Source organism: Pragia fontium DSM 5563 = ATCC 49100 (assembly GCF_900112475.1).
GTDB lineage: Bacteria > Pseudomonadota > Gammaproteobacteria > Enterobacterales > Enterobacteriaceae > Pragia > Pragia fontium.
Genome location: NZ_FOLW01000007.1, coordinates 19897 through 39718, shown reverse-complemented (window position 1 = coordinate 39718; position 19822 = coordinate 19897). Strand labels below are relative to the sequence as shown.

The window sequence follows — 19822 nt, the reverse complement described above, 5'->3', positions numbered from 1 at the left end:
TTGTATTTATTATTAATAAAAACAAGCCTAGGCTTGCACTTGGATACGCGGACAAATAGATTAGTAGAGTAAATGTTTGCCGCGGTGGCATGTATTAGAAAAGCAGAGATAGCAATGATGCAGAATTTGCGTCTAGTATTGATAGTAGTTGGAGCAATAGCCATTTTAGCGTTGTTAATACACGGCTTATGGACAAGTCGTAAAGAGCGCTCGTCAATTTTTCGTGATAAGCCGTTGAAGAAACGGAGTATAACGCAGAAAGTTGAACAATCATTTGAGTCACTTGACGAAGGTGTTGGTGAGGTACGAGTACGTCATATCTCCGCACAAACTCAGGCATCCGATCCTTTATCTATGCCGGAAGTCGAGCCGACAGTTGATCCTTTGATTGTTCATGATGAAATGGAGAAGCAACCGTTAGTTAATGACCATCAGGAGGAGGTTTCTCCCGTCCAGATGTCTTTCGACGATGTTTTAGTTGAAGAACCGGTTAAGTCTGCCCCAGTTGAATCTGAAATTATTCCTGTTCCTGAAAATGTACAGCAGGAAACCAAAGCTCAGGTAACGGATAAGTTAAAAGAGTTGGTGATTGTTCTGCACGTTTCAGCGCTTAACGGCGGCAGTATTGCAGGTGAGCCGCTACTGCAAAGTATTCTTCATGCAGGATTTAAATTTGGCGCGATGGGAATATTTCACCGCCATGTCGATCCAGCAGGTAGCGGTCCGGTGTTATTTAGTCTGGCAAATATGGTCAAGCCGGGTTACTTTGATCCGGAACATATGGCTGATTTCTCTACGCCAGGCGTATCAATGTTTATGATGGTGCCGTCCTACGGTGATGCACATCAGAACTTTAAACTGATGCTGCAATCAGCCCAGCGTATTGCTGATGATGTCGGTGGTGTGGTACTTGATGAAGCGCGTCATATGATTACGCCACAGAAGTTAGAGACCTATAAGGCTCAAATCAGAGAAGTTATCGAAAATACGGCCAAGTAGCTGTATTAGCCAAGGTGTAATTTAATTACCTATTTATTCAATAAAACCTCCGCTTGTCGGGGGTTTTTTATCATTATCGGTGAGTTATGGAATCTCTTAAACAACGCTTAATTCAGCTTTGCAATGAACTTCGTCATCACGAGTACTTGTATCACGTACTCGATGCGCCGGAGATTCCTGATGCAGAATACGATCGTTTAATGCGTGAATTACGGGATATTGAGGCTGAGCATCCTGAATGGATTACTGATGACTCTCCAACCCAACGGGTAGGGGCTGCTCCTCTTTCTGCATTTGATCAGGTCACCCATGAAGTACCGATGCTGTCCCTGGATAACGTCTTTGATGAGCAAAGTTATTTGGCATTCGATAAGCGTCTGCACGACCGCCTGAAGAGTGATGAAGAGATTACATTCTGTTGTGAGCTAAAGCTGGATGGTTTAGCCGTCAGCCTGCTTTATGAGAATGGCAAGTTAGTGCAGGCGGCGACGCGTGGTGATGGCACTACGGGGGAAAATATTACCTCCAATGTGCGAACTATCGGGGCAATTCCACTTCGTTTGAATGGCGATAATATTCCACAGCGTCTCGAAGTGCGCGGAGAGGTATTCATGCCTCAAGCCGGTTTTGAAAAGCTGAACGAACACGCTCGTCGTAATCATGAAAAAATCTTTGCCAACCCACGTAATGCGGCCGCTGGTTCTTTACGTCAGTTGGATCCCCGAATTACTGCTAAAAGACCGTTAACCTTTTTCTGTTACGGTGTTGGTTTGATTGAAGGTGGGGAGCTGCCAAACAGCCATTGGCAGCGGTTGATGCAGTTTAAGCAATGGGGATTGCCGGTTAGCGATCGCATCCGTTTGTGTAAGAGTAGTCAGCAGGTACTGGAGTTTTATCAGCAGGTACAGGAGCAGCGCGCTAATCTGGGTTTTGATATTGATGGCGTAGTGATTAAAGTCGATGATTTGGCTCTTCAGGAAAGATTGGGGTTTGTAGCGAAGGCTCCCCGTTGGGCAACTGCGTTTAAATTTCCGGCTCAGGAGCAAATGACGGTTGTTCGTGACGTAGAGTTCCAAGTGGGACGTACCGGTGCCATTACTCCAGTGGCTCGTTTGGAGCCGGTTACTGTCGCGGGTGTTACCGTCAGTAATGCTACTTTACACAATGCCGATGAAATCGCTCGGTTAGGGCTATGTATTGGCGATACTGTGGTGATTCGCAGGGCAGGGGATGTTATCCCTCAGGTTGTTGGGGTTATCGCCTCAGAGCGGCCTATAGACGCTAAAGAAATCGTGTTCCCGACTCACTGTCCGGTTTGTGGCTCCAACATTGAGAAAATTGAAGGTGAAGCGGTTGCTCGCTGCACTGGTGGTTTGGTTTGTGGTGCTCAGCGAAAAGAGGCGCTGAAGCATTTTGTTTCCCGCCGAGCAATGGATGTGGAAGGGATGGGGGACAAAATTATTGAGCAACTGGTGGATAAAGAATATGTCCATACACCAGCGGATCTATATCGTTTATCTATTGGTGTTCTGACGCGTTTGGAACGCATGGGGCCTAAATCGGCACAGAATCTCATTGCGGCATTAGATAAATCAAAAAATACCACATTTGCTCGCTTCCTGTTTGGTTTAGGTATTCGTGAAGTTGGTGAAACTACGGCATCCAGTCTGGCCAGCCATTTTGGTGATTTAGATTCGCTTCAGGCGGCGGATATAGATGCATTGAAAGAGGTGCAGGATGTCGGTGAAGTTGTGGCTAAACACACGTTTAATTTCTTTCGAGAAGAGCATAATCAGAAGATTATTAGTGAACTGACGGGGCCGGAGATTGCCATTCGCTGGCCGGCACCAGTAGTTATCGTTGCGGAAGAGATTGATAGTCATTTTGCCGGTAAAACTGTTGTGCTCACCGGATCGTTAAGCCTAATGTCCCGTGATGATGCTAAAGCCAGATTGATAGCGCTTGGGGCTAAAGTGAGCGGCAGCGTATCTAAAAAGACCGATATAGTGATTGCTGGCGAAGCGGCGGGTTCCAAGTTAGCGAAAGCTCAGGAACTGGGCGTTCCGGTGATTGATGAAGCTGAAATGATACGTTTGCTGGATGAATAGCGGATGCTAGAAAAAGAACATTTGATTCAAATTGCCAATACGCCAATGCCCTTTGGTAAATACAAAGGGCGAATGTTGGTAGATTTACCTGATGAGTATTTGCTCTGGTTTGCGAAAAAGGGATTTCCTGCGGGTGCTTTGGGGCAACTTATGGAGTTGACTTTAGCCCTTAAGATAGAGGGATTGGATAGTGTGATTAGGCCTCTAAAAGGTACCAGATAAGTTGAAGCCTCTTTTCTGTACTCCCGAGAAAATGAGTACAAGGAAGAGGCTGCTGCTCATTTAGCTGCTTTCAGACGTATGCGTTACAGATGTTGTCGTGTTTTTTTGTCATTAACGTGTTTTTGCTTTAGTCAGAGCAAGGCGTCATAGAAACAATAGAAAATTGTCTATAGAGAGAAAGTACAGGAATTGGTATTAAAGGGAACTGAGGAAGATAAGAATAATTAGAAATGGTGCCCGGGGCGAGACTTGAACTCGCACGGCGTTGCCGCCGAGGGATTTTAAATCCCTTGTGTCTACCGATTCCACCACCCGGGCATGACGATACTGCTATAAAAAAAGCGCCTTATGCGCTCTTAATATTCGACTTGAACCTTTAGGTTCTCATCCAGCATAATTTAATCTTTCAAACTACGCTTTAAATTGGTGGGTCGTGCAGGATTCGAACCTGCGACCAATTGATTAAAAGTCAACTGCTCTACCGACTGAGCTAACGACCCAATATATGGTGGGTGATGACGGGCTCGAACCGCCGACCCCCTCCGTGTAAAGGAGGTGCTCTACCAACTGAGCTAATCACCCAAACTTTATACTCTACTTTTACTGCACATCACAAGAAATGGTGGGTGATGACGGGCTCGAACCGCCGACCCCCTCCGTGTAAAGGAGGTGCTCTACCAACTGAGCTAATCACCCTTCTCGTGTGGAGGTGCATTATAGGGAACAGACTAATTGAGTCAATGATTTTTTCAATGAAACGTACTGTTCGTCGTAAATTTAGACAGTCGGCATCGATTTTTTCATATTATATCGCTTTTGATAGCGCTCAGAACATTGAGGATTCAGTCCGGGATGATAGAATGTGCGCCACTAATTGCGAAAGACAGATATGAAATTGATATTTGCTGACTAAATCCTGCAACAAGGCTAACGCTCAATGTCCATGAAAATAAAAACACGTTTTGCTCCAAGTCCAACGGGCGATCTACATGTAGGTGGTGCTCGTACAGCGCTTTATTCCTGGCTTTTTGCCCGTCACTTTGGCGGTGAGTTTGTTTTACGTATTGAAGACACCGATCTTGAACGTTCAACCCAGAAAGCGATTGATGCCATTATGGATGGTATGAACTGGTTGAATATTGACTGGGATGAAGGTCCATATTTTCAGACTAAGCGTTTTGATCGTTATAACTCTGTGATTGATGAAATGCTAACGGCTGGAACGGCGTATAAATGTTATTGTTCCAAAGAGCGTTTGGAAACGTTACGTGAAGAGCAAATGGCGCGGGGTGAAAAAGCGCGTTATGACGGCCATTGCCGCGATAGTCAATGTTCACATAGTGCTGATGAGCCACACGTAGTGCGTTTCCGCAATCCATTAGACGGTTCAGTTATTTTTAACGATCAAATCCGTGGCCCGATTGAAATTGCTAATCAGGAACTGGATGATTTGATTATTCGTCGTACTGATGGTTCACCGACCTATAACTTCTGCGTAGTGATTGATGATTGGGATATGGAAATTACCCATGTAATACGCGGTGAAGATCATATCAATAATACCCCACGTCAGATTAATATCCTGAAAGCTTTGGGCGCGCCGGTTCCTGAATATGCTCACGTTTCGATGATTCTCGGGGATGATGGACAGAAATTATCCAAACGCAATGGCGCAGCCAGCGTTATGCAATATCGCGATGCCGGTTATTTACCTGAAGCTTTATTGAACTATCTGGTTCGCTTGGGTTGGTCTCATGGCGATCAGGAAATTTTCAGCATTGATGACATGAAGCAACTTTTCACTCTGGATGCGGTGAGCAAGTCGGCCAGTGCTTTTAATACCGAAAAGTTACAGTGGCTGAACCATCATTATATTAATCATTTACCGCCAGAGTATGTTGCTGTTCATTTGTCGTGGCATATTCATGAGCAGGGTTTTAACACTCAGAATGGTCCTCAGCTGGTTGAAATTGTGAAACTGCTGGGCGAGCGCTGTAAGACGTTAAAAGAGATGGCGCAGTCTTGCCGTTATTTTTATGAAGAGTTCGATGAGTTCGATGCAGATGCGGCGAAAAAACATTTACGTCCGGTTGCTAAAGAGCCGTTGGAGCTGGTTCGTACTAAATTAAGTGCTATCAGTGATTGGACGCTGGAAAACGTTCATCAGGCCATTGAGAATACGGCGACAGAGCTGGAAGTCGGGATGGGTAAAGTGGGTATGCCACTTCGCGTTGCCGTGACTGGCTGTGGTCAATCTCCAGGAGTCGATGCAACGGTACACGCAATTGGTCAAACGCGTAGTTTGACTCGTATCGATCGTGCATTAGCTTTTATTGCTGAGCGTGAAGCCCAACAATAATAATGACAGCTCGTTGAGAAGTACTTAATAAAAACCGGGTGGTAAAAAGCCCGGTTTTTATGTTTTGTGGCGTATAAATCTACCGGTTTGTTCTCTTTTTCAGCATTCAGTTTATTTATGTGAATTACTGATTGACAGACCTCGCCTATATTTCATATTATGCGCCCGTCTTAACGATGTTGTTACCAGATATACATCGTGTGATTTTGGGGTTATAGCTCAGCTGGGAGAGCGCTTGCATGGCATGCAAGAGGTCGACGGTTCGATCCCGTCTAGCTCCACCAAATTAAAGAAAGCCGACTTAATCGTCGGCTTTTTTGCGTCTGGGAACTTGCTATTGTGAAGTTCGCTTGCCCTTTAACTTTCTCTTTTCTCTTCTTAATTTTAGTTGAATCAGCGCCTGTCTAACCAAATGGGTCGAGTAAGCGACGTTATTGATTGCCTGCTTCGAGCTAAGTAATCGTAGATGATAACCATAGAGGGTACAGCGCATCAGAATATGCGCAGACCATATTGTTAAACGCATGCGCAGTGCCTCAATGAAAGAATAATCGATATTTCTCATTTTCTGCCTCCCGCCTATTTGGAATGGCGCCGGTGTTCTTTCTTTTATCTGGCGTTATATCCCGCGCAGTGGCGGGATATGAGTGGTTACTATCAGAACCAGCGACCAAAGCGGCGGATATAGAAGCGTTTCATCATTTGTGCCACAACGCAGTAGCTAAACAATGTCCCTACCAACCATGGGAAATATGACCACGGTAGCGGTTGCAGTCCGACGACATGACCAAGTGGAGAGAAGGGGATATAGATACCAATAGCCATAACCAAACCGGTCATTAGCATAACCGGGAGCGCTGCCCGGCTTTGAATAAATGGAATCTTCTGGGTGCGTAGCATATGTACCACCAGCGTTTGTGATAGCAATCCTTCAATAAACCAGCCTGACTGGAATAAGGATTGCTGGTCTACGCTATTCGCTGAGAATACGAACCACATCAAAGCAAAGGTTGTAATATCAAAGATGGATGACGTTGGCCCAACCCAGATCATAAAGCGGCCGATGTTTTTAGCATCCCATTTACGCGGTTGGCGTAAGAACTCTTTGTCCATCTTGTCCCATGGTAATGACAGTTGAGAAATGTCATACATCAGGTTTTGAATCAGCAAATGAATCGCTAACATCGGTAAAAATGGAATAAATGCGCTGGCAACCAACACGGAGAATACATTGCCGAAGTTGGAACTGGCGGTCATGCTCAGGTATTTAATGATATTACCGAAAGTTTCACGTCCTTTAATAACGCCGGCCTCCAATACCATCAGATCTTTTTCTAATAGAATAATATCTGATGACTCTTTAGCAATGTCGGTTCCGGTATCAACAGAAATACCTACGTCTGCATCTCTTAACGCTGGCGCGTCGTTAATACCATCACCGAGGAAGCCAACGGTGTGTCCTTTGGACTGTAAGACTCGCAGAATACGTGACTTTTGTAATGGGGACAGTTTGGCAAATATTGTGCGTTGTTCGGCCTCGGTTGCTAAGGCTTCATCGCTGAATAGTTCAACTTCGTTACCCAATAGCGGGATACCTGGCTCAAGCCCAACATCTCGGCAAATTTTACTGGTAATTATTGGGTTATCACCAGTCAAAACTTTAACCACTACGCCGTTTTCACGTAATGCGGCAATGGCTTTAGCGGCACTCTCTTTCGGTGGATCAAGGAAGGTCAGAAATCCTTTGAGGATCAGATCGTGTTCATCACTCGCGCTGAACTGGGTACGATGTTCTGCGGTGGAAAGTTCACGCACGGCGAGAATCAGTACGCGAAATCCCTGCAGATTATAACCATTGGCCTGTTCCAGTAAGGCCTGACGGCCAGCCGAATCTAAAGGGAGGATAGCGCCGTTCTTTTCTATATGGCTACAGACGGAGAGCATTTCTTCAACCGCGCCTTTGCAAATCAGCAGTTGGTGCTGTTTTTCATCTTGCACCACAATAGATAAACGACGGCGTACGAAATCAAAAGGGATTTCGTCCACTTTTCTGTAGCGCCGCATGGCGTCAATTTCCGGTTTTCCCTCAGCGAAATGAATAATCGCCCGATCCATCAGGTTTTTCATACCATCCTGATGAAAACTGTTTAACCATGCCAGATTAAGGATTTCACTCTTATTCTGTCCGTTAACATCAAGATGCTGTTCCAGAATAATGCGATCCTGCGTCAAGGTACCGGTTTTATCCGTACACAGGATATTCATCGCGCCAAAGTTCTGAATTGCGTTTAGTCTTTTAACCACAACTTTACGGCGAGACATGGCGATAGCGCCTTTAGCCAGATTAGCGCTGACAATCATCGGCAACATTTCTGGCGTTAGGCCAACGGCAACGGCTAGCGCAAATAGTGCGGCTTCACCCCAATCACCTTTGGTAAACCCATTGATTAACAATACAATCGGTACCATAACCAGCATAAAACGAATTAATAGCCAGCTAACGCTATTTACTCCACGGTCAAAAGAGGTTTGAGTTCGGCTACCCACGATAGATTTAGCCAGTGAACCAAAATAGGTTTGAGCACCCGTAGCCACCACCACTGCAGTCGCTGTTCCGCTGGTAACGTTAGTCCCCATCAGACAGATATTCTGCATTGCCAGTAAATCATCGGTATTCGTATTAGGCTTAACGGTGTCATTGGATTTCAGAATCACGTCACCAAGGGTGTCATACTTTTCAATCGGTAATGATTCACCGGTTAACACCGCTTGGCTAATATAGAGATCTCTGGATTCAATAATTTTGACGTCAGCAGGCACCATATCGCCCGCAGAGAGAAAAATGATATCGCCTGGCACCAGCTGCTGAATATCAATTTCGTGTTTCTCTGGCTGAGAGAAATCTTGTTTGCGTCGTAAAACTGTCGCGGTGGTGCGAACCATCGATTTCAGGGATTCCGCCGCTTTGTTAGTACGGAATTCCTGCCAAAAGCGCAGAAGAGCACTGAGTAATACCATCACAACAATGATAGTCACACCGGTCAGTTCTGTTTCTTCACCCTGTTTCATGGGCATCCAATAGTCAGTATAGAAACTGATGGCGGCCAGAATCAGCAGGATAAAAATAAACGGGTTATTAAATGCCTGAATCAGTTGAATGATAGCGGCTGGCGCTTTTTCATGAACGACCTGATTTTTACCATGAAGTTCCTGACGGTCTTTGACTTCATCTTCGTCCAGCCCTTGTCGGTTAGTCATCAGGTTTGACAGGGTTCTTTCCAGATTATTTTTAGCTTCTCTTTCAATAATAAAAGGGGCCTTATTTTTTTCATTAAGGCGCATTTTTTTATGGTTATTATTGTTGTTTATATATTTCATAGCACGTATCTCTATATACAACTTTTCTATATTTTAAGCGTAGGAATCCCGCCTTAATAAATAAGGTGAAAATTCGTTGCGATGAGTTATTTTTTTATCAGGGAAATACGTGGATATAGCCCAGATAAATTAAGGTGGAGGTTTCTCCGGTGGTTCTGACATAGATACTCCTTATTCAACGAGTTATATCCGATCTTATATTTACTATTAACGATAAGATCGGATTTTAATTATGGTTAAGCAGGTTGTTCAGAAACAATTTGCCATTGAACCGCACTAACGCTTTTCTCTAAGCTGACACGGCAAACGATATTCTCAATATCTTTTTGTTCTGCCGGAGTGCCCGATATTTCTGCACAAACATTTAATAAGCCGGACTCAATGACATCGGCGCTGTAAAGCGAGCATAGACGAATGCTCATAGAGTTAACCGCCTGTAAAATCAGGGTTCTGACCATGATTTCATCTGCCGGGCTACAGGTAATTTGAACTCTATAACGTACATCCAACTCGGTTGCATGTTGCTGCGGCTGTAAATTGATACGCTGAGCAGCTTCGCGCAGTAGGATATTGGCGCAAAGAATGACGAGCGTAGCGACGGCTGCCGTCCAATACTGGCTTAAACCACATAACACACCAATGCCAGCGGAACACCATAGGGTTGCGGCGGTATTCAGGCCGCGGATGTTCAGCCCTTCACGCATAATCACGCCAGCGCCGAGAAAGCCGATGCCGGAAACAATCTGTGCCGCAATCCGACCAGGGCTATCCGGTGATGTTGTTGCTGCGCTGAGAATAAATACCGCTGCACCGGTTGCAACTAATGCGTTAGTACGTAAACCAGCCATACGCTGACGCCATTGGCGCTCGGCACCGATAAGTGCGCCGAAACCCATAGCGAACAGTAAATTTAAAACAAGAGGAGTCAATGCCATGATTCCCTCCGATAAATACAGGAAGAATAATCATGTGCTATTTAGCACACAGAAAAATATCCTCAGTTAACACTGAGTATCAATGTGCAGTTGAGCCTGGAGGAAAGAGTGCGTAGCTGTAAGTTAACATATTCATTATCCGAAAAAATCCATAACAGTTGATATCTGTCAGGGAATATTTTTTATTTCGGGGATACAGCACGTCAGAAATGAGAAGTGATGTCGCCCGCCGTTTCGGCAAGCGACTAAACATCGAAGAGATTGGTCAGCTTGCCTTAATTATGTCGCTATAGTTAATACTGTCCAATTATTTTTTATCTCCACGAAAAATTTCCCGAAATATAACAGTGAAAATTTGGGAAGTAAAGTATTGAATTATCTTCTGGCGTTAAAATATTTAATTTAAGTGATAAACCGGGATTAGCTTATTCAAATCAATTGTAGAGTTAGTGGTATGGTAATAATTAACACACACTTTTATAGGTGTTTTTATATAGTGGTGAAAACTATTATGGAATTTCTCTAGAGGAGGAGAGGGTAAAAAAGTATTTAGCCTAAATATGAGGCGACTAGCGTTTTATCAACATGTTAAGGGACTTTTGGTGGTATGAGATGTGGATCCCTGCCTACCTCTCATTTTCGTTTGTTTTTTCGTCAATTTGCTGCGTCATTGCACCAAATCAATACGATACGGTAATACCTTTAGATATGATGAGGATATCGGTTATCTGAGAGAGAAGACGTTATGCCTCGGCCAACGAATAAACAACAGTTATTAAGCTTGAGTGATGAAAACTATTTTAAAATTGTGGTGTTAATTGATTCCTTGCCCGAGAGTGTGCTGGAGATGGTGTTTCCATTTGAGGATAGGGATCGCAATATTCGTGATGTTATGGTTCATTTGTATGAATGGCATTTGATGATGTTACGCTGGTATGGGGAAGGGATGGCAGGTAAAAAGCCGATTATGCCAGCGGAAGGGTATACCTGGCGTACGACCCCTGAATTAAATCAGGCCATCTGGCAGAAGTATCAGGCGATGAGTCTGGAAACTGCGCGCCTGAAGCTGAATGCCTCTCATCGGGAATTACAATCGCTGATTATGTCCCATAATGATCAGCAGTTATTTACTAAAAAGTATTACCCATGGACTGGAAGCGCTTCTTTAGGTTCCTACTTCATTTCGGCCACGTCCAGCCATTATGATTGGGCACTAAAGAAGCTCAAACGCTTTCAGAAAAGTTTCTAATTAAAACCGGCTATTGTTAATTTTTTCATTATTTATTGTTACAGCTCATTGGTTTTTTGTTATATAGATGATGTGGGTTTTATCGTGCTGTATTATAATATCCCTAGAACTTGCGTTGATAAGGTAACGTCTTCTTCTATTTCCTGACGTGACATGTTACCCGGCTGTTTAGTTGCGCCTATCTTAGCAATCAGTTTAATGATCTTGTTATTTAAATAAGAATCATTATCATTAAGGTGTGGTGATTATTCGGGAGGGATAATAATGTCGGATTCAGGTGTCGCAGTGCGCTCAAGCAAATTATCAAGAAAAATAAAGCTTTCATTGATGGGGCCAGCCTTTATTGCTGCGATTGGTTATATTGATCCCGGTAACTTTGCTACCAATATCCAAGCCGGCTCGGCGTTTGGTTATCAGCTGCTTTGGGTTGTGGTTTGGGCCAATATTATGGCGATGGTGGTTCAGTTATTTTCCGCCAAGCTGGGGATTGCTACCAACAAAAACTTGGCAGAGCATATTCGCGATCGCTTTCCTCGCCCGGTTGTTTGGTTTTATTGGGTTCAGGCCGAACTGATTGCTATTGCTACCGACTTGGCTGAGTTTATTGGTGCCGCCATTGGCTTTAAGCTCTTATTGGGCATAAGTTTATTAAATGGTGCCATTATCACCGGTATCATTACTTTCCTTATTTTAATGCTGCAAAGCCGTGGAGATAAGCCGCTGGAGCGTGTGATTGGCGCATTTTTGCTGTTTGTTGCTGGCGCTTATATTATTGAACTGGTTTTCTCTTCTCCTGATATTGCTGAACTTTCCACCGGGATGTTATTGCCTGGTTTACCTAATAAAGAGGCCGTTTTTCTGGCTGCGGGCGTATTAGGGGCAACCATTATGCCTCACGTTATTTATCTTCATTCCGCTTTGACACAAAACTCCAAAGGGAGCCGTGCGGAACGCTATTCTGCGACTAAATGGGATGTCGCTATCGCCATGACCATTGCTGGTTTTGTGAATTTATCCATGATGGCGATGGCCGCCGCGGTGTTCCATTTTAATGGCCAAACTGGTATTTCAGAGTTAGATCAGGCATACGTTACGTTAGAACCATTGCTAGGGAAGTTTGCTACTGTCACTTTTGGTCTCAGTTTAATTGCTGCCGGACTTTCTTCTACTGTGGTGGGGACGATGGCGGGTCAGGTAGTGATGCAAGGCTTTATCCACGTGCGTATTCCGTTGTGGGTACGTCGTAGTGTAACCATGCTCCCTTCGTTTGTTGTCATTCTGTGTGGCATGGATGCAACGCGTATTCTGATTGTCAGCCAGGTTTTTTTAAGCTTTGGCATCGCGTTGGCGCTAATTCCACTGCTGAGTTTCACCGGCAACCGCCAGTTGATGGGTGATATGGTGAACAGTTTTATTATGCAGAATATTGGTCGGATTATTGTGGTGCTGGTAGTAAGTCTGAATCTATATCTGATTGTGAGTTTTTTGATATAAATTGATTTTTGTGGGCTTAACGGTGCTGAAATAGCATAAGAGCATTGAGTTATTTTAGGTTCATTGCTATTCATGTCTAGAGACTGAGAAAAATCAGAGTGAAGTAAAAACGCCACTTTTGAGTGGCGTTTTGTTTGCAATTTAACGCGTTATCCCATCATTAAAACCAACAGATAAGCAACAAATATTGCTAAATGAGCAGCGCCGTTTAATACATTGGTTCTGCCTGTGGCAAATGAGCTTTGGCATAACAGCAATATACTCACTAACAAAACGATATTCGGTGTTGATAGACCAAATACCAGACTTTTACCGGTTATAAGAGAAATAACTACAACAGCTGGAACGGTTAGGGAAATAGTGGCTAATACTGAGCCGAAAAACAGATTCATTGCTCGTTGGACTTGGTTCGCCATTACCGCTCTCAGTGCGCCAAGCCCTTCTGGGGAGAGAATCAATAATGCAATCAGAAAACCGGTAAATTGCGGTGGAGCATGCAACTCGGTTAATAAATACTCTAATGAACCAGCATTAATCTTAGTAATGGCAATGACTGAAATGAGGTGAATGACTAACCAGACCGCATGCCATGCGTTGCTATGGATTGATGGTTTACCGTGGTGGCCATCAGGGCCATCTCCTTCATCTTCATGCTCATAAATAAAGAGATTTTGGTGAGTTCTGGTCTGAATCGTCAAAAATACCAGGTACATAGCAGCAGATAAGAGCGCAATGACGATTAGCTGGCCTGATGTGAAAGTACTGCTAGCCAGAGTAGCAGGGAGCACCAGAATGATAATTGCTAAGGGTAATAGTGCGGTGAGGTATTGTTTAATGCCTGCCAGATTAACATGCTGGGTGGCAAATTTTCGGCCACCCAGCAACAATGATATGCCGACTAATCCACCCATCACAATCATAATGACGGAGTAGAGTGTATCTCTCATTAGGGTAGGTCCGGTATCACCGGTTACCATCAGCGCTGAGATCAGGCTGACTTCGAGAATAACGACCGCGAGACTTAGAATTAATGAACCGAAAGGTTCTCCTAGTCGGTGAGCCAGAACATCCGCATGGCGAACAACGCTGAATGCACTGCCTAAAATAGTGACCAGTGCCAGAAGATTGATTAAAACAGTAATCAGAAGGCTGGTGCTGTGCTGTAAATATAACAGTACTGGAATAGTGAACATCGTCAGAATAAGTGAATATTCTTTGTGACGCGTTTTCAAGGAAGGATGTGGTTGAGCTTGATCCATAAATTCTCTCTATAGCTAATAAAGCCATCAGGCAATAGCGTTAAGCGCTATTAATATTCCATCTATGACTAATAATAATAGAATTTCAGTAACAGGATTGAAAAAAATCAGGCAGGTCACGTTAATCTACCTGAAGAAAGGGGGTTAACGTGACCTGCCTGAGGATATTTTAGCTAGAACTGCCAGCGAGCCCAGGTAAACAATACGTTGCCGTTATTATAGGTACCGGGGATATACGTGTTTTGTATCGCAAATTTCTTATATTCAATTGAAAATAAGGGCAGCGGTAGAGGTATTGGAATATAGTTATATTCATGTCGAGCGGTAACCGCTGCGGTAAAGCCTAATCCCAGTCGCCAGTCATTATTGCTCCCCAGATACCAGTTCTTTTGGTAGCCATAGCCAATAATGGGTTCTATCTGATTGTGGGAGTCCTGAAATTCCATCGCGTAAATAGAATGCCAGTTACCATCACTGTCAAAACGTGAAACGCCATAGCCGATTCCCCACGGTCTCTCGTTATAGGAGTCCGTTTTCTCTTTATCGTACGTTGCACGGTTGTGCCACGTATTTAAAGGAACGTACAGATCTCTGGTTGGGGAATTCCATGTTTCTTTAACGTTATTCTTAATGCTTGCCCAAATACCATCATCTGCCGCCTCTTCAGCGACGGTATTGAATGATAAGGTCAGCAAAAGAGCTGTAGTTGTGATAATAACGCCTTTCATTTTATTTTTTGTATTCCAGTTTTCATGTCCATATATCGCATCTATCCCAATGAAAATAAAGATGCATAAATACTATTTACATTGTGAGTTTATATTTCGAATCTGTAGCCATTATAGTGAAACTTCAGGCCATATCCATCACAAACACGCTATTTATAGCGCGTCATTGTTACAACTTATTGTTATAAAAACTATATTTTTTGAATTAATTATGATTTTCCTGATGAGGTAGATTAAGCATTAACCCTATGAAAATATGGGTTAATGCTAAGTGCTCATACTGAGAGGTCGAGATTTAACTCAGTAAGCGACATTAATTTAGTTTTACGATAAAGTAACCAAATAGCTTGTTCTCTATCTAACTTAACGTTGTGGGGGCTATCATGTATGACCGCTATCAGGGCCTGATTTTTGACATGGATGGCACATTATTGGATACGGAAGAAGGGCACCGTCAAGCCTGGAGTGAAGTGCTGGCCAAGTATGGTATGGAATTGGATTTACAAGCGGTCATCGGCTTAAACGGATCTCCTTCATGGAAGATTGCCGAGTTTGTGATCGACAGTTATCAGGTAGACTTGGACCCTTTTAAATTGGCTCAGGAAAAGTTTGAGATTGTTGAGTCGATAGTGTTGGACATGGTTAAACCTTTACCTATTGTTGAAGTGGTAAAATCTTACCGTAATAAACGGCCAATGGCGGTGGGAACGGGGAGTATGCATGGTTTTGCTGAAAGATTATTGCAGCACGTTGGATTGAGGGATTATTTTTCCGCGATTGTGGGGGCTGATGATGTTCAGAACCATAAACCGGCCCCGGATACGTTTTTACGCTGTGCTCAACTTATGCAGGTTGCTCCAGCTTCCTGCGTGGTATTTGAAGATGCGCCGTTTGGTCTTCAGGCAGCTAAAGCGGCGGGAATGGATGCCGTGGATGTGCGTCATTTGTGAGTGATACTTTACCCCTACTGGGATTGTTCAGCAGTAGTTTTTTAAGCGCCACGCTATTGCCGGGTAATTCAGAAGTCGTTTTTGCGGCATTATTGACGACGGTTGAAACCGATCCGCTGTTATTACTGGCGGTAGCAATAGTTGGAAATACGTTGGGTGGTTTGACGAATGTTGTTATTGGGCGTTTAGCGCCGATACCAAAACATCATCCACGTTTAGCATTAGCCATGAAGTGGCTACAGCGTTTTGGTGCGCCTGCGCTGTTATTAAGTTGGTTGCCTATTATGGGTGACTTATTATGTTTGTTAGCGGGGTGGCTACGTTTACCCTGGTGGTCAGTCACTTTTTTTATGTTGATAGGGAAATCGCTACGCTATATTGCCGTGATGTTGATAACCCTGAAAGGTCTCTCTTTTTTTAGTTAATAAAGAGAAAGGTAACGGTGTATGAACCAATTATTTTGGCAGGTTGTATGAATATTGATTACGGGAGGTCGAATTGATCCCGGACGTATCTAAAGCGCTATCCTGGCTGGAAGCGCATCCTCAAGCTTTAAATGGTATTCAACGTGGTATCGAGCGAGAAACGCTGCGTATTACGCCGAATGGTCATCTGGCAACAACGCCTCATCCTGAATCTTTAGGTTCAGCGTTAACGCATCGATGGATAACCACCGATTTTGCCGAAGCATTATTAGAATTTATTACCCCGGTCGATCGCAGTGTGGATCATTCATTGGATTTCTTGCGTGATATACATCGTCATGTGAGCCGTGAACTGGGTAGCGAATTAATGTGGCCATTGAGTATGCCGTGCTTTATCAATTCTGAAGATAAAATCGAGTTGGCTCAATACGGTACTTCTAATGCAGGTCGTTTTAAAACGCTATATCGTGAGGGGTTAAAAAACCGCTACGGCGCATTGATGCAAACCATATCCGGCGTTCACTACAATTTCTCATTACCATTGGAATTCTGGCAGGCGCGAGAAGGCATTACTGATGCTGAAAGTGGTAAAGATAAAATTTCGCAGGGTTACTTCCGTCTGATTCGTAACTATTATCGCTTTGGTTGGGTGATACCTTATCTGTTTGGTGCTTCTCCGGCGATTTGCTCTTCTTTTATCAAAGGTCGAGCAACCAAATTACCTTTTGAGAAGCTGAAAAGCGGTGCCTGCTATTTACCTTATGCTACATCACTGCGAATGAGTGATTTAGGGTATACCAATACGGCTCAAAGTAATCTGGGTATTACCTTCAATAACTTAGCCACTTATGTAGAAGGTCTGAAAAAAGCCATTTCTATTCCAGCAGAGCAGTTTAAGTATCTGGATGAGAAGAAAAATGGCCATTATCAGCAGCTCAACAGTCACGTTTTACAGATTGAAAATGAGTTTTATGCACCGATTCGTCCTAAACGAGTAACCCGTAAAGATGAATCGCCATCTGATGCTCTGTTGCGCGGTGGCGTAGAATATATTGAAGTTAGGGCGCTGGATATTAATCCATTCTCTCCTATTGGTATCGATGCCGATCAGGCGCGCTTCCTCGATTTGTTCTTAATTTGGTGTACCTTGGCTGATGCGCCTGAAATGAGCAGTGAAGAACTTCAATGTACGCGCCATAACTGGGATCGCGTGATCCTTGAGGGACGCAAACCAGGCCAGACTATCGGAATGGGCTGTGATACCGCACGTCAACCGCTGGAAATCGTTGGAAAATCACTGTTCGTTGATTTATTGCGAGTGGCGGAAGTTTTAGATGGATCAAATAAAAACTCTCAGTATCAGGATGTTTGCAATAAATTGGTTTCAGCCTTTGAGAATCCTGAATTAACCTTCTCCGGTAGAATGCTACAGGCGATTAAAGATGTTGGTGTCGGTAGTTTTGGTCTGGCATTAGCTGAGCAATATCGTCAGATGCTGCAGTCTGAACCGCTGAGCGTGTTAACTGAAACGGTGCTGGAAGCTGAACGTATTGCTTCTATTCAGCGTCAGAAAGAGATGGAACAACAGGATACGCTGAGTTTTGATGCGTTTTTAGCTGAGCAAAACCAACGTTAATTGGATAAAAGAAAGGCCACATATCTAGTGGCCTATAAACATCTCTTTTGAGGGAAGATGATAACGAGTGTTCTTGTATTTAGTAAGACTCGCTATTTTCTGAAAGGTTTCCTGTTAGAGTAAAAAAAGTTATTTTTTTTTAAAGGTGACGAAAATGCCATTGTTAGATAGTTTTACCGTTGACCATACCCGTATGTCAGCTCCGGCTGTCCGGGTTGCTAAAACAATGAAAACACCACACGATGATACAATTACCGTGTTCGATTTACGCTTTTGTCGCCCGAATATGGAAATTCTGCCGGAGAAGGGCATCCATACCCTTGAACATTTGTTTGCCGGATTTATGCGCGATCATTTGAACGGTAACGGCGTAGAGATTATTGATATTTCCCCTATGGGATGTCGTACCGGGTTTTATATGAGCTTGATCGGTACGCCTGAGGAAGGTCGAGTGGCGAAAGCATGGGAAGCGGCAATGGAGGATATTCTTAAAGTGCAGGATCAGAAAAAGATCCCTGAACTGAATGAATTCCAGTGTGGTACCTATGAAATGCATTCTTTGAAAGAAGCCCATGAGATCGCTCGTCATATTATTGATAGTGGTATTCGGGTTAACAAGAACGATGAGTTAGCGTTGCCAGCGGATAAGCTTAAAGAGTTACATATATAGGCGCTATCTATTGGCCGATGCACTTGCTAAAAAACCGCATTTTTGCGGTTTTTTAGCGATTAACGTAAATAAGTTATCTTCTCTTAAGCTTTTTGGCTGGAGGTTCGTCATTAAGTGGCCGAACCAATACTTGCTTAATCATATTGTTATTCACTTCTATAATATCGACCGAATAATTTTTAAATTCTACGTGCGTGCCAACTTCGGGAATATCTTCAAAGTACTCCAGTAGCAAGCCATTGATGGTTTTTGCTGTTGAAGTAGGCAAATGCCAACCAAAGGCTTTGTTGAGCTCGCGGATACTGGCGCTGCCATCAATATAAACAGAGCCATCAGTTTGCGGAATGACTTCTTCAGCCAAAGAAGGGGACATTGAGGTGGTGAAGTCACCGACGATCTCTTCCAGAATATCCTCTACGCTGAGTAACCCCTGGATATCGCCATATTCATCAACGATGATGCCGACCTTTTCGCGATTACGCTGAAATTTAACTAATTGCACATTTAGCGGAGTACCCTCTGGAATAAAGTAAATTTTATCCGCCGAGCGCAACATCATTTCTTTGGTAAATTCACTTTTTTCCATCATCAATCGGTACGCTTCTCGTACGCGCAGCATGCCAATAGCGTCATCCAGTGAGTCGCGATACAAAACGATACGTCCATGAGGGGAATGCGTCAGCTGCTTGAGAATGTCTTTCCATTCATCATTGACGTTAATACCGATAATTTCCTGACGCGGTACCATAATGTCATCAACGTTAACAATTTCCAGATCCAGAACGGATAACAACATACTCTGGTAACGATGTGAAATCAGCGGGTTTGAAGCGTTAACGATAGTTCTTAGTTCATCTTTGCTGACGGCATCACTGCCTTTAATGTCAGAACGTAGCCCAAACAGATGCATAATAATGCGGGTTATACCATTAAGCAGCCACACTAACGGCGCCATCAGGGTTTGTAGTGGCTTGAGTAATACGCTGCTGGGAAAAGCGACACGTTCAGGATAAAGGGCGGCAATGGTTTTCGGTAGGACTTCTGCAAACACCAAAATAATGAAGGTTAATATACCGGTGGCAATAGCAACGCCCACATTACCATACAGACGAATACCGATAATGGTTGCCAGAGAGGAGGCGAGAATATTGACCAGATTATTACCAATAAGAACCAGACTGATTAAGAGATCGGGACGCTGAAGCAGCTTTTCTACCCGACGCGCCTGTCGATTGCCCTTACTGGCAAGGTGGCGTAGTCGATAACGGTTTAGCGTCATCATTCCTGTTTCTGATGCAGAGAAATACGCTGAAATCAGAACCATAATGACTAAAATGATAATAAGCGTACCGGTTGATACGTCGTCCACCGATGTCTATCCTCCAACAATTATGTATTAATATCCATATT

General features: G+C 43.8%; 16 protein-coding genes and 5 tRNA genes. 11 read left to right on the top strand and 10 right to left on the bottom strand.

Annotated features, from left to right (window positions below; translation table 11 throughout):
• Positions 1–114: 114 nt before the first annotated feature.
• The 3 genes from zipA (at position 115) to BMZ28_RS11130 (ending at position 3329) form a co-directional block, all read left to right on the top strand.
• Positions 115–999 (top strand): cell division protein ZipA, encoded by an 885-nt coding sequence (gene zipA, locus BMZ28_RS11140; RefSeq protein ID WP_074823478.1) that lies wholly within the window; start codon positions 115–117, stop codon positions 997–999.
• Positions 1000–1085: 86 nt separating this feature from the next.
• Positions 1086–3107 carry an NAD-dependent DNA ligase LigA gene (gene ligA, locus BMZ28_RS11135; RefSeq protein ID WP_074823207.1) on the top strand — a complete coding sequence of 674 codons (2022 nt, stop codon included), beginning with the start codon at positions 1086–1088 and terminating at the stop codon, positions 3105–3107.
• 3 nt (positions 3108–3110) lie between these two features.
• Positions 3111–3329, top strand: a complete 219-nt coding sequence (locus BMZ28_RS11130; protein ID WP_047781601.1) for a DUF3820 family protein — start codon at positions 3111–3113, stop codon at positions 3327–3329.
• Positions 3330–3560: 231 nt separating this feature from the next.
• On the opposite strand, the gene BMZ28_RS11125 is transcribed toward BMZ28_RS11130, so the two are convergent.
• The 4 genes from BMZ28_RS11125 to BMZ28_RS11110 all read right to left on the bottom strand — a co-directional run bounded on the left by BMZ28_RS11125 (position 3561) and on the right by BMZ28_RS11110 (position 4025).
• Positions 3561–3647: transfer RNA gene (locus BMZ28_RS11125), tRNA-Leu, on the bottom strand.
• Positions 3648–3753: 106 nt separating this feature from the next.
• Positions 3754–3829 (bottom strand) — tRNA-Lys (locus tag BMZ28_RS11120).
• A gap of 6 nt (positions 3830–3835) precedes the next feature.
• Positions 3836–3911, bottom strand: a tRNA-Val gene (locus BMZ28_RS11115).
• 38 nt (positions 3912–3949) lie between these two features.
• Positions 3950–4025, bottom strand: a tRNA-Val gene (locus tag BMZ28_RS11110).
• 247 nt (positions 4026–4272) lie between these two features.
• On the opposite strand from BMZ28_RS11110, the gene gltX reads away from it, so the two are divergent.
• Together gltX and BMZ28_RS11100 are read left to right on the top strand one after the other, a co-directional pair.
• Complete coding sequence (gltX, locus tag BMZ28_RS11105) at positions 4273–5688, top strand: glutamate--tRNA ligase (RefSeq protein WP_047782719.1); 1416 nt, start codon at positions 4273–4275, stop codon at positions 5686–5688.
• Between the two features lie 208 nt (positions 5689–5896).
• Positions 5897–5972: transfer RNA gene (locus BMZ28_RS11100), tRNA-Ala, on the top strand.
• A 50-nt stretch (positions 5973–6022) separates the two neighbouring features.
• Here the strand turns inward: BMZ28_RS11100 and BMZ28_RS17370 are convergent.
• The 3 genes from BMZ28_RS17370 to BMZ28_RS11090 all read right to left on the bottom strand — a co-directional run bounded on the left by BMZ28_RS17370 (position 6023) and on the right by BMZ28_RS11090 (position 10001).
• A complete protein-coding gene (locus tag BMZ28_RS17370) occupies positions 6023–6253 on the bottom strand; it encodes a hypothetical protein (RefSeq protein ID WP_126467873.1) in 231 nt (76 codons plus the stop codon).
• A gap of 92 nt (positions 6254–6345) precedes the next feature.
• Complete coding sequence (gene mgtA, locus BMZ28_RS11095; RefSeq protein ID WP_074823205.1) at positions 6346–9066, bottom strand: magnesium-translocating P-type ATPase; 2721 nt, start codon at positions 9064–9066, stop codon at positions 6346–6348.
• 236 nt (positions 9067–9302) lie between these two features.
• The gene (locus BMZ28_RS11090; RefSeq protein WP_074823202.1) at positions 9303–10001 is read right to left on the bottom strand and encodes an MgtC family protein; all 699 of its coding nucleotides are present in this window, start codon (positions 9999–10001) and stop codon (positions 9303–9305) included.
• A 745-nt stretch (positions 10002–10746) separates the two neighbouring features.
• Between BMZ28_RS11090 and BMZ28_RS11085 the strand changes: the two genes are divergently transcribed.
• Positions 10747–11250: a ClbS/DfsB family four-helix bundle protein gene (locus BMZ28_RS11085; protein ID WP_047781599.1), complete on the top strand. Its 504-nt coding sequence runs from the start codon at positions 10747–10749 to the stop codon at positions 11248–11250.
• A gap of 264 nt (positions 11251–11514) precedes the next feature.
• Positions 11515–12744: an Nramp family divalent metal transporter gene (locus BMZ28_RS11080; protein ID WP_047781598.1), complete on the top strand. Its 1230-nt coding sequence runs from the start codon at positions 11515–11517 to the stop codon at positions 12742–12744.
• A 149-nt stretch (positions 12745–12893) separates the two neighbouring features.
• On the opposite strand, the gene chaA is transcribed toward BMZ28_RS11080, so the two are convergent.
• Positions 12894–14003: a sodium-potassium/proton antiporter ChaA gene (chaA, locus tag BMZ28_RS11075; protein WP_047781597.1), complete on the bottom strand. Its 1110-nt coding sequence runs from the start codon at positions 14001–14003 to the stop codon at positions 12894–12896.
• A gap of 173 nt (positions 14004–14176) precedes the next feature.
• The gene (gene pagP, locus BMZ28_RS11070) at positions 14177–14731 is read right to left on the bottom strand and encodes a lipid IV(A) palmitoyltransferase PagP (protein WP_047781596.1); all 555 of its coding nucleotides are present in this window, start codon (positions 14729–14731) and stop codon (positions 14177–14179) included.
• Between the two features lie 383 nt (positions 14732–15114).
• On the opposite strand from pagP, the gene yqaB reads away from it, so the two are divergent.
• The 4 genes from yqaB to luxS all read left to right on the top strand — a co-directional run bounded on the left by yqaB (position 15115) and on the right by luxS (position 18412).
• Positions 15115–15681, top strand: a complete 567-nt coding sequence (gene yqaB, locus BMZ28_RS11065) for a fructose-1-phosphate/6-phosphogluconate phosphatase (protein ID WP_074823197.1) — start codon at positions 15115–15117, stop codon at positions 15679–15681.
• Positions 15678–16106 (top strand): YqaA family protein, encoded by a 429-nt coding sequence (locus tag BMZ28_RS11060; RefSeq protein WP_074823195.1) that lies wholly within the window; start codon positions 15678–15680, stop codon positions 16104–16106. Before yqaB ends, BMZ28_RS11060 begins: the two co-directional genes overlap by 4 nt.
• A 73-nt stretch (positions 16107–16179) precedes the next feature.
• Entirely contained in the window at positions 16180–17742 is a 1563-nt protein-coding gene (gene gshA / locus BMZ28_RS11055; protein ID WP_047781593.1) for a glutamate--cysteine ligase, read from the top strand.
• A gap of 154 nt (positions 17743–17896) precedes the next feature.
• Positions 17897–18412, top strand: a complete 516-nt coding sequence (gene luxS, locus BMZ28_RS11050; RefSeq protein ID WP_047781592.1) for an S-ribosylhomocysteine lyase — start codon at positions 17897–17899, stop codon at positions 18410–18412.
• Positions 18413–18485: 73 nt separating this feature from the next.
• Here the strand turns inward: luxS and BMZ28_RS11045 are convergent, their stop codons facing one another.
• Positions 18486–19781 (bottom strand): CNNM domain-containing protein, encoded by a 1296-nt coding sequence (locus BMZ28_RS11045; RefSeq protein WP_074823193.1) that lies wholly within the window; start codon positions 19779–19781, stop codon positions 18486–18488.
• Positions 19782–19822 lie beyond the last annotated feature (41 nt).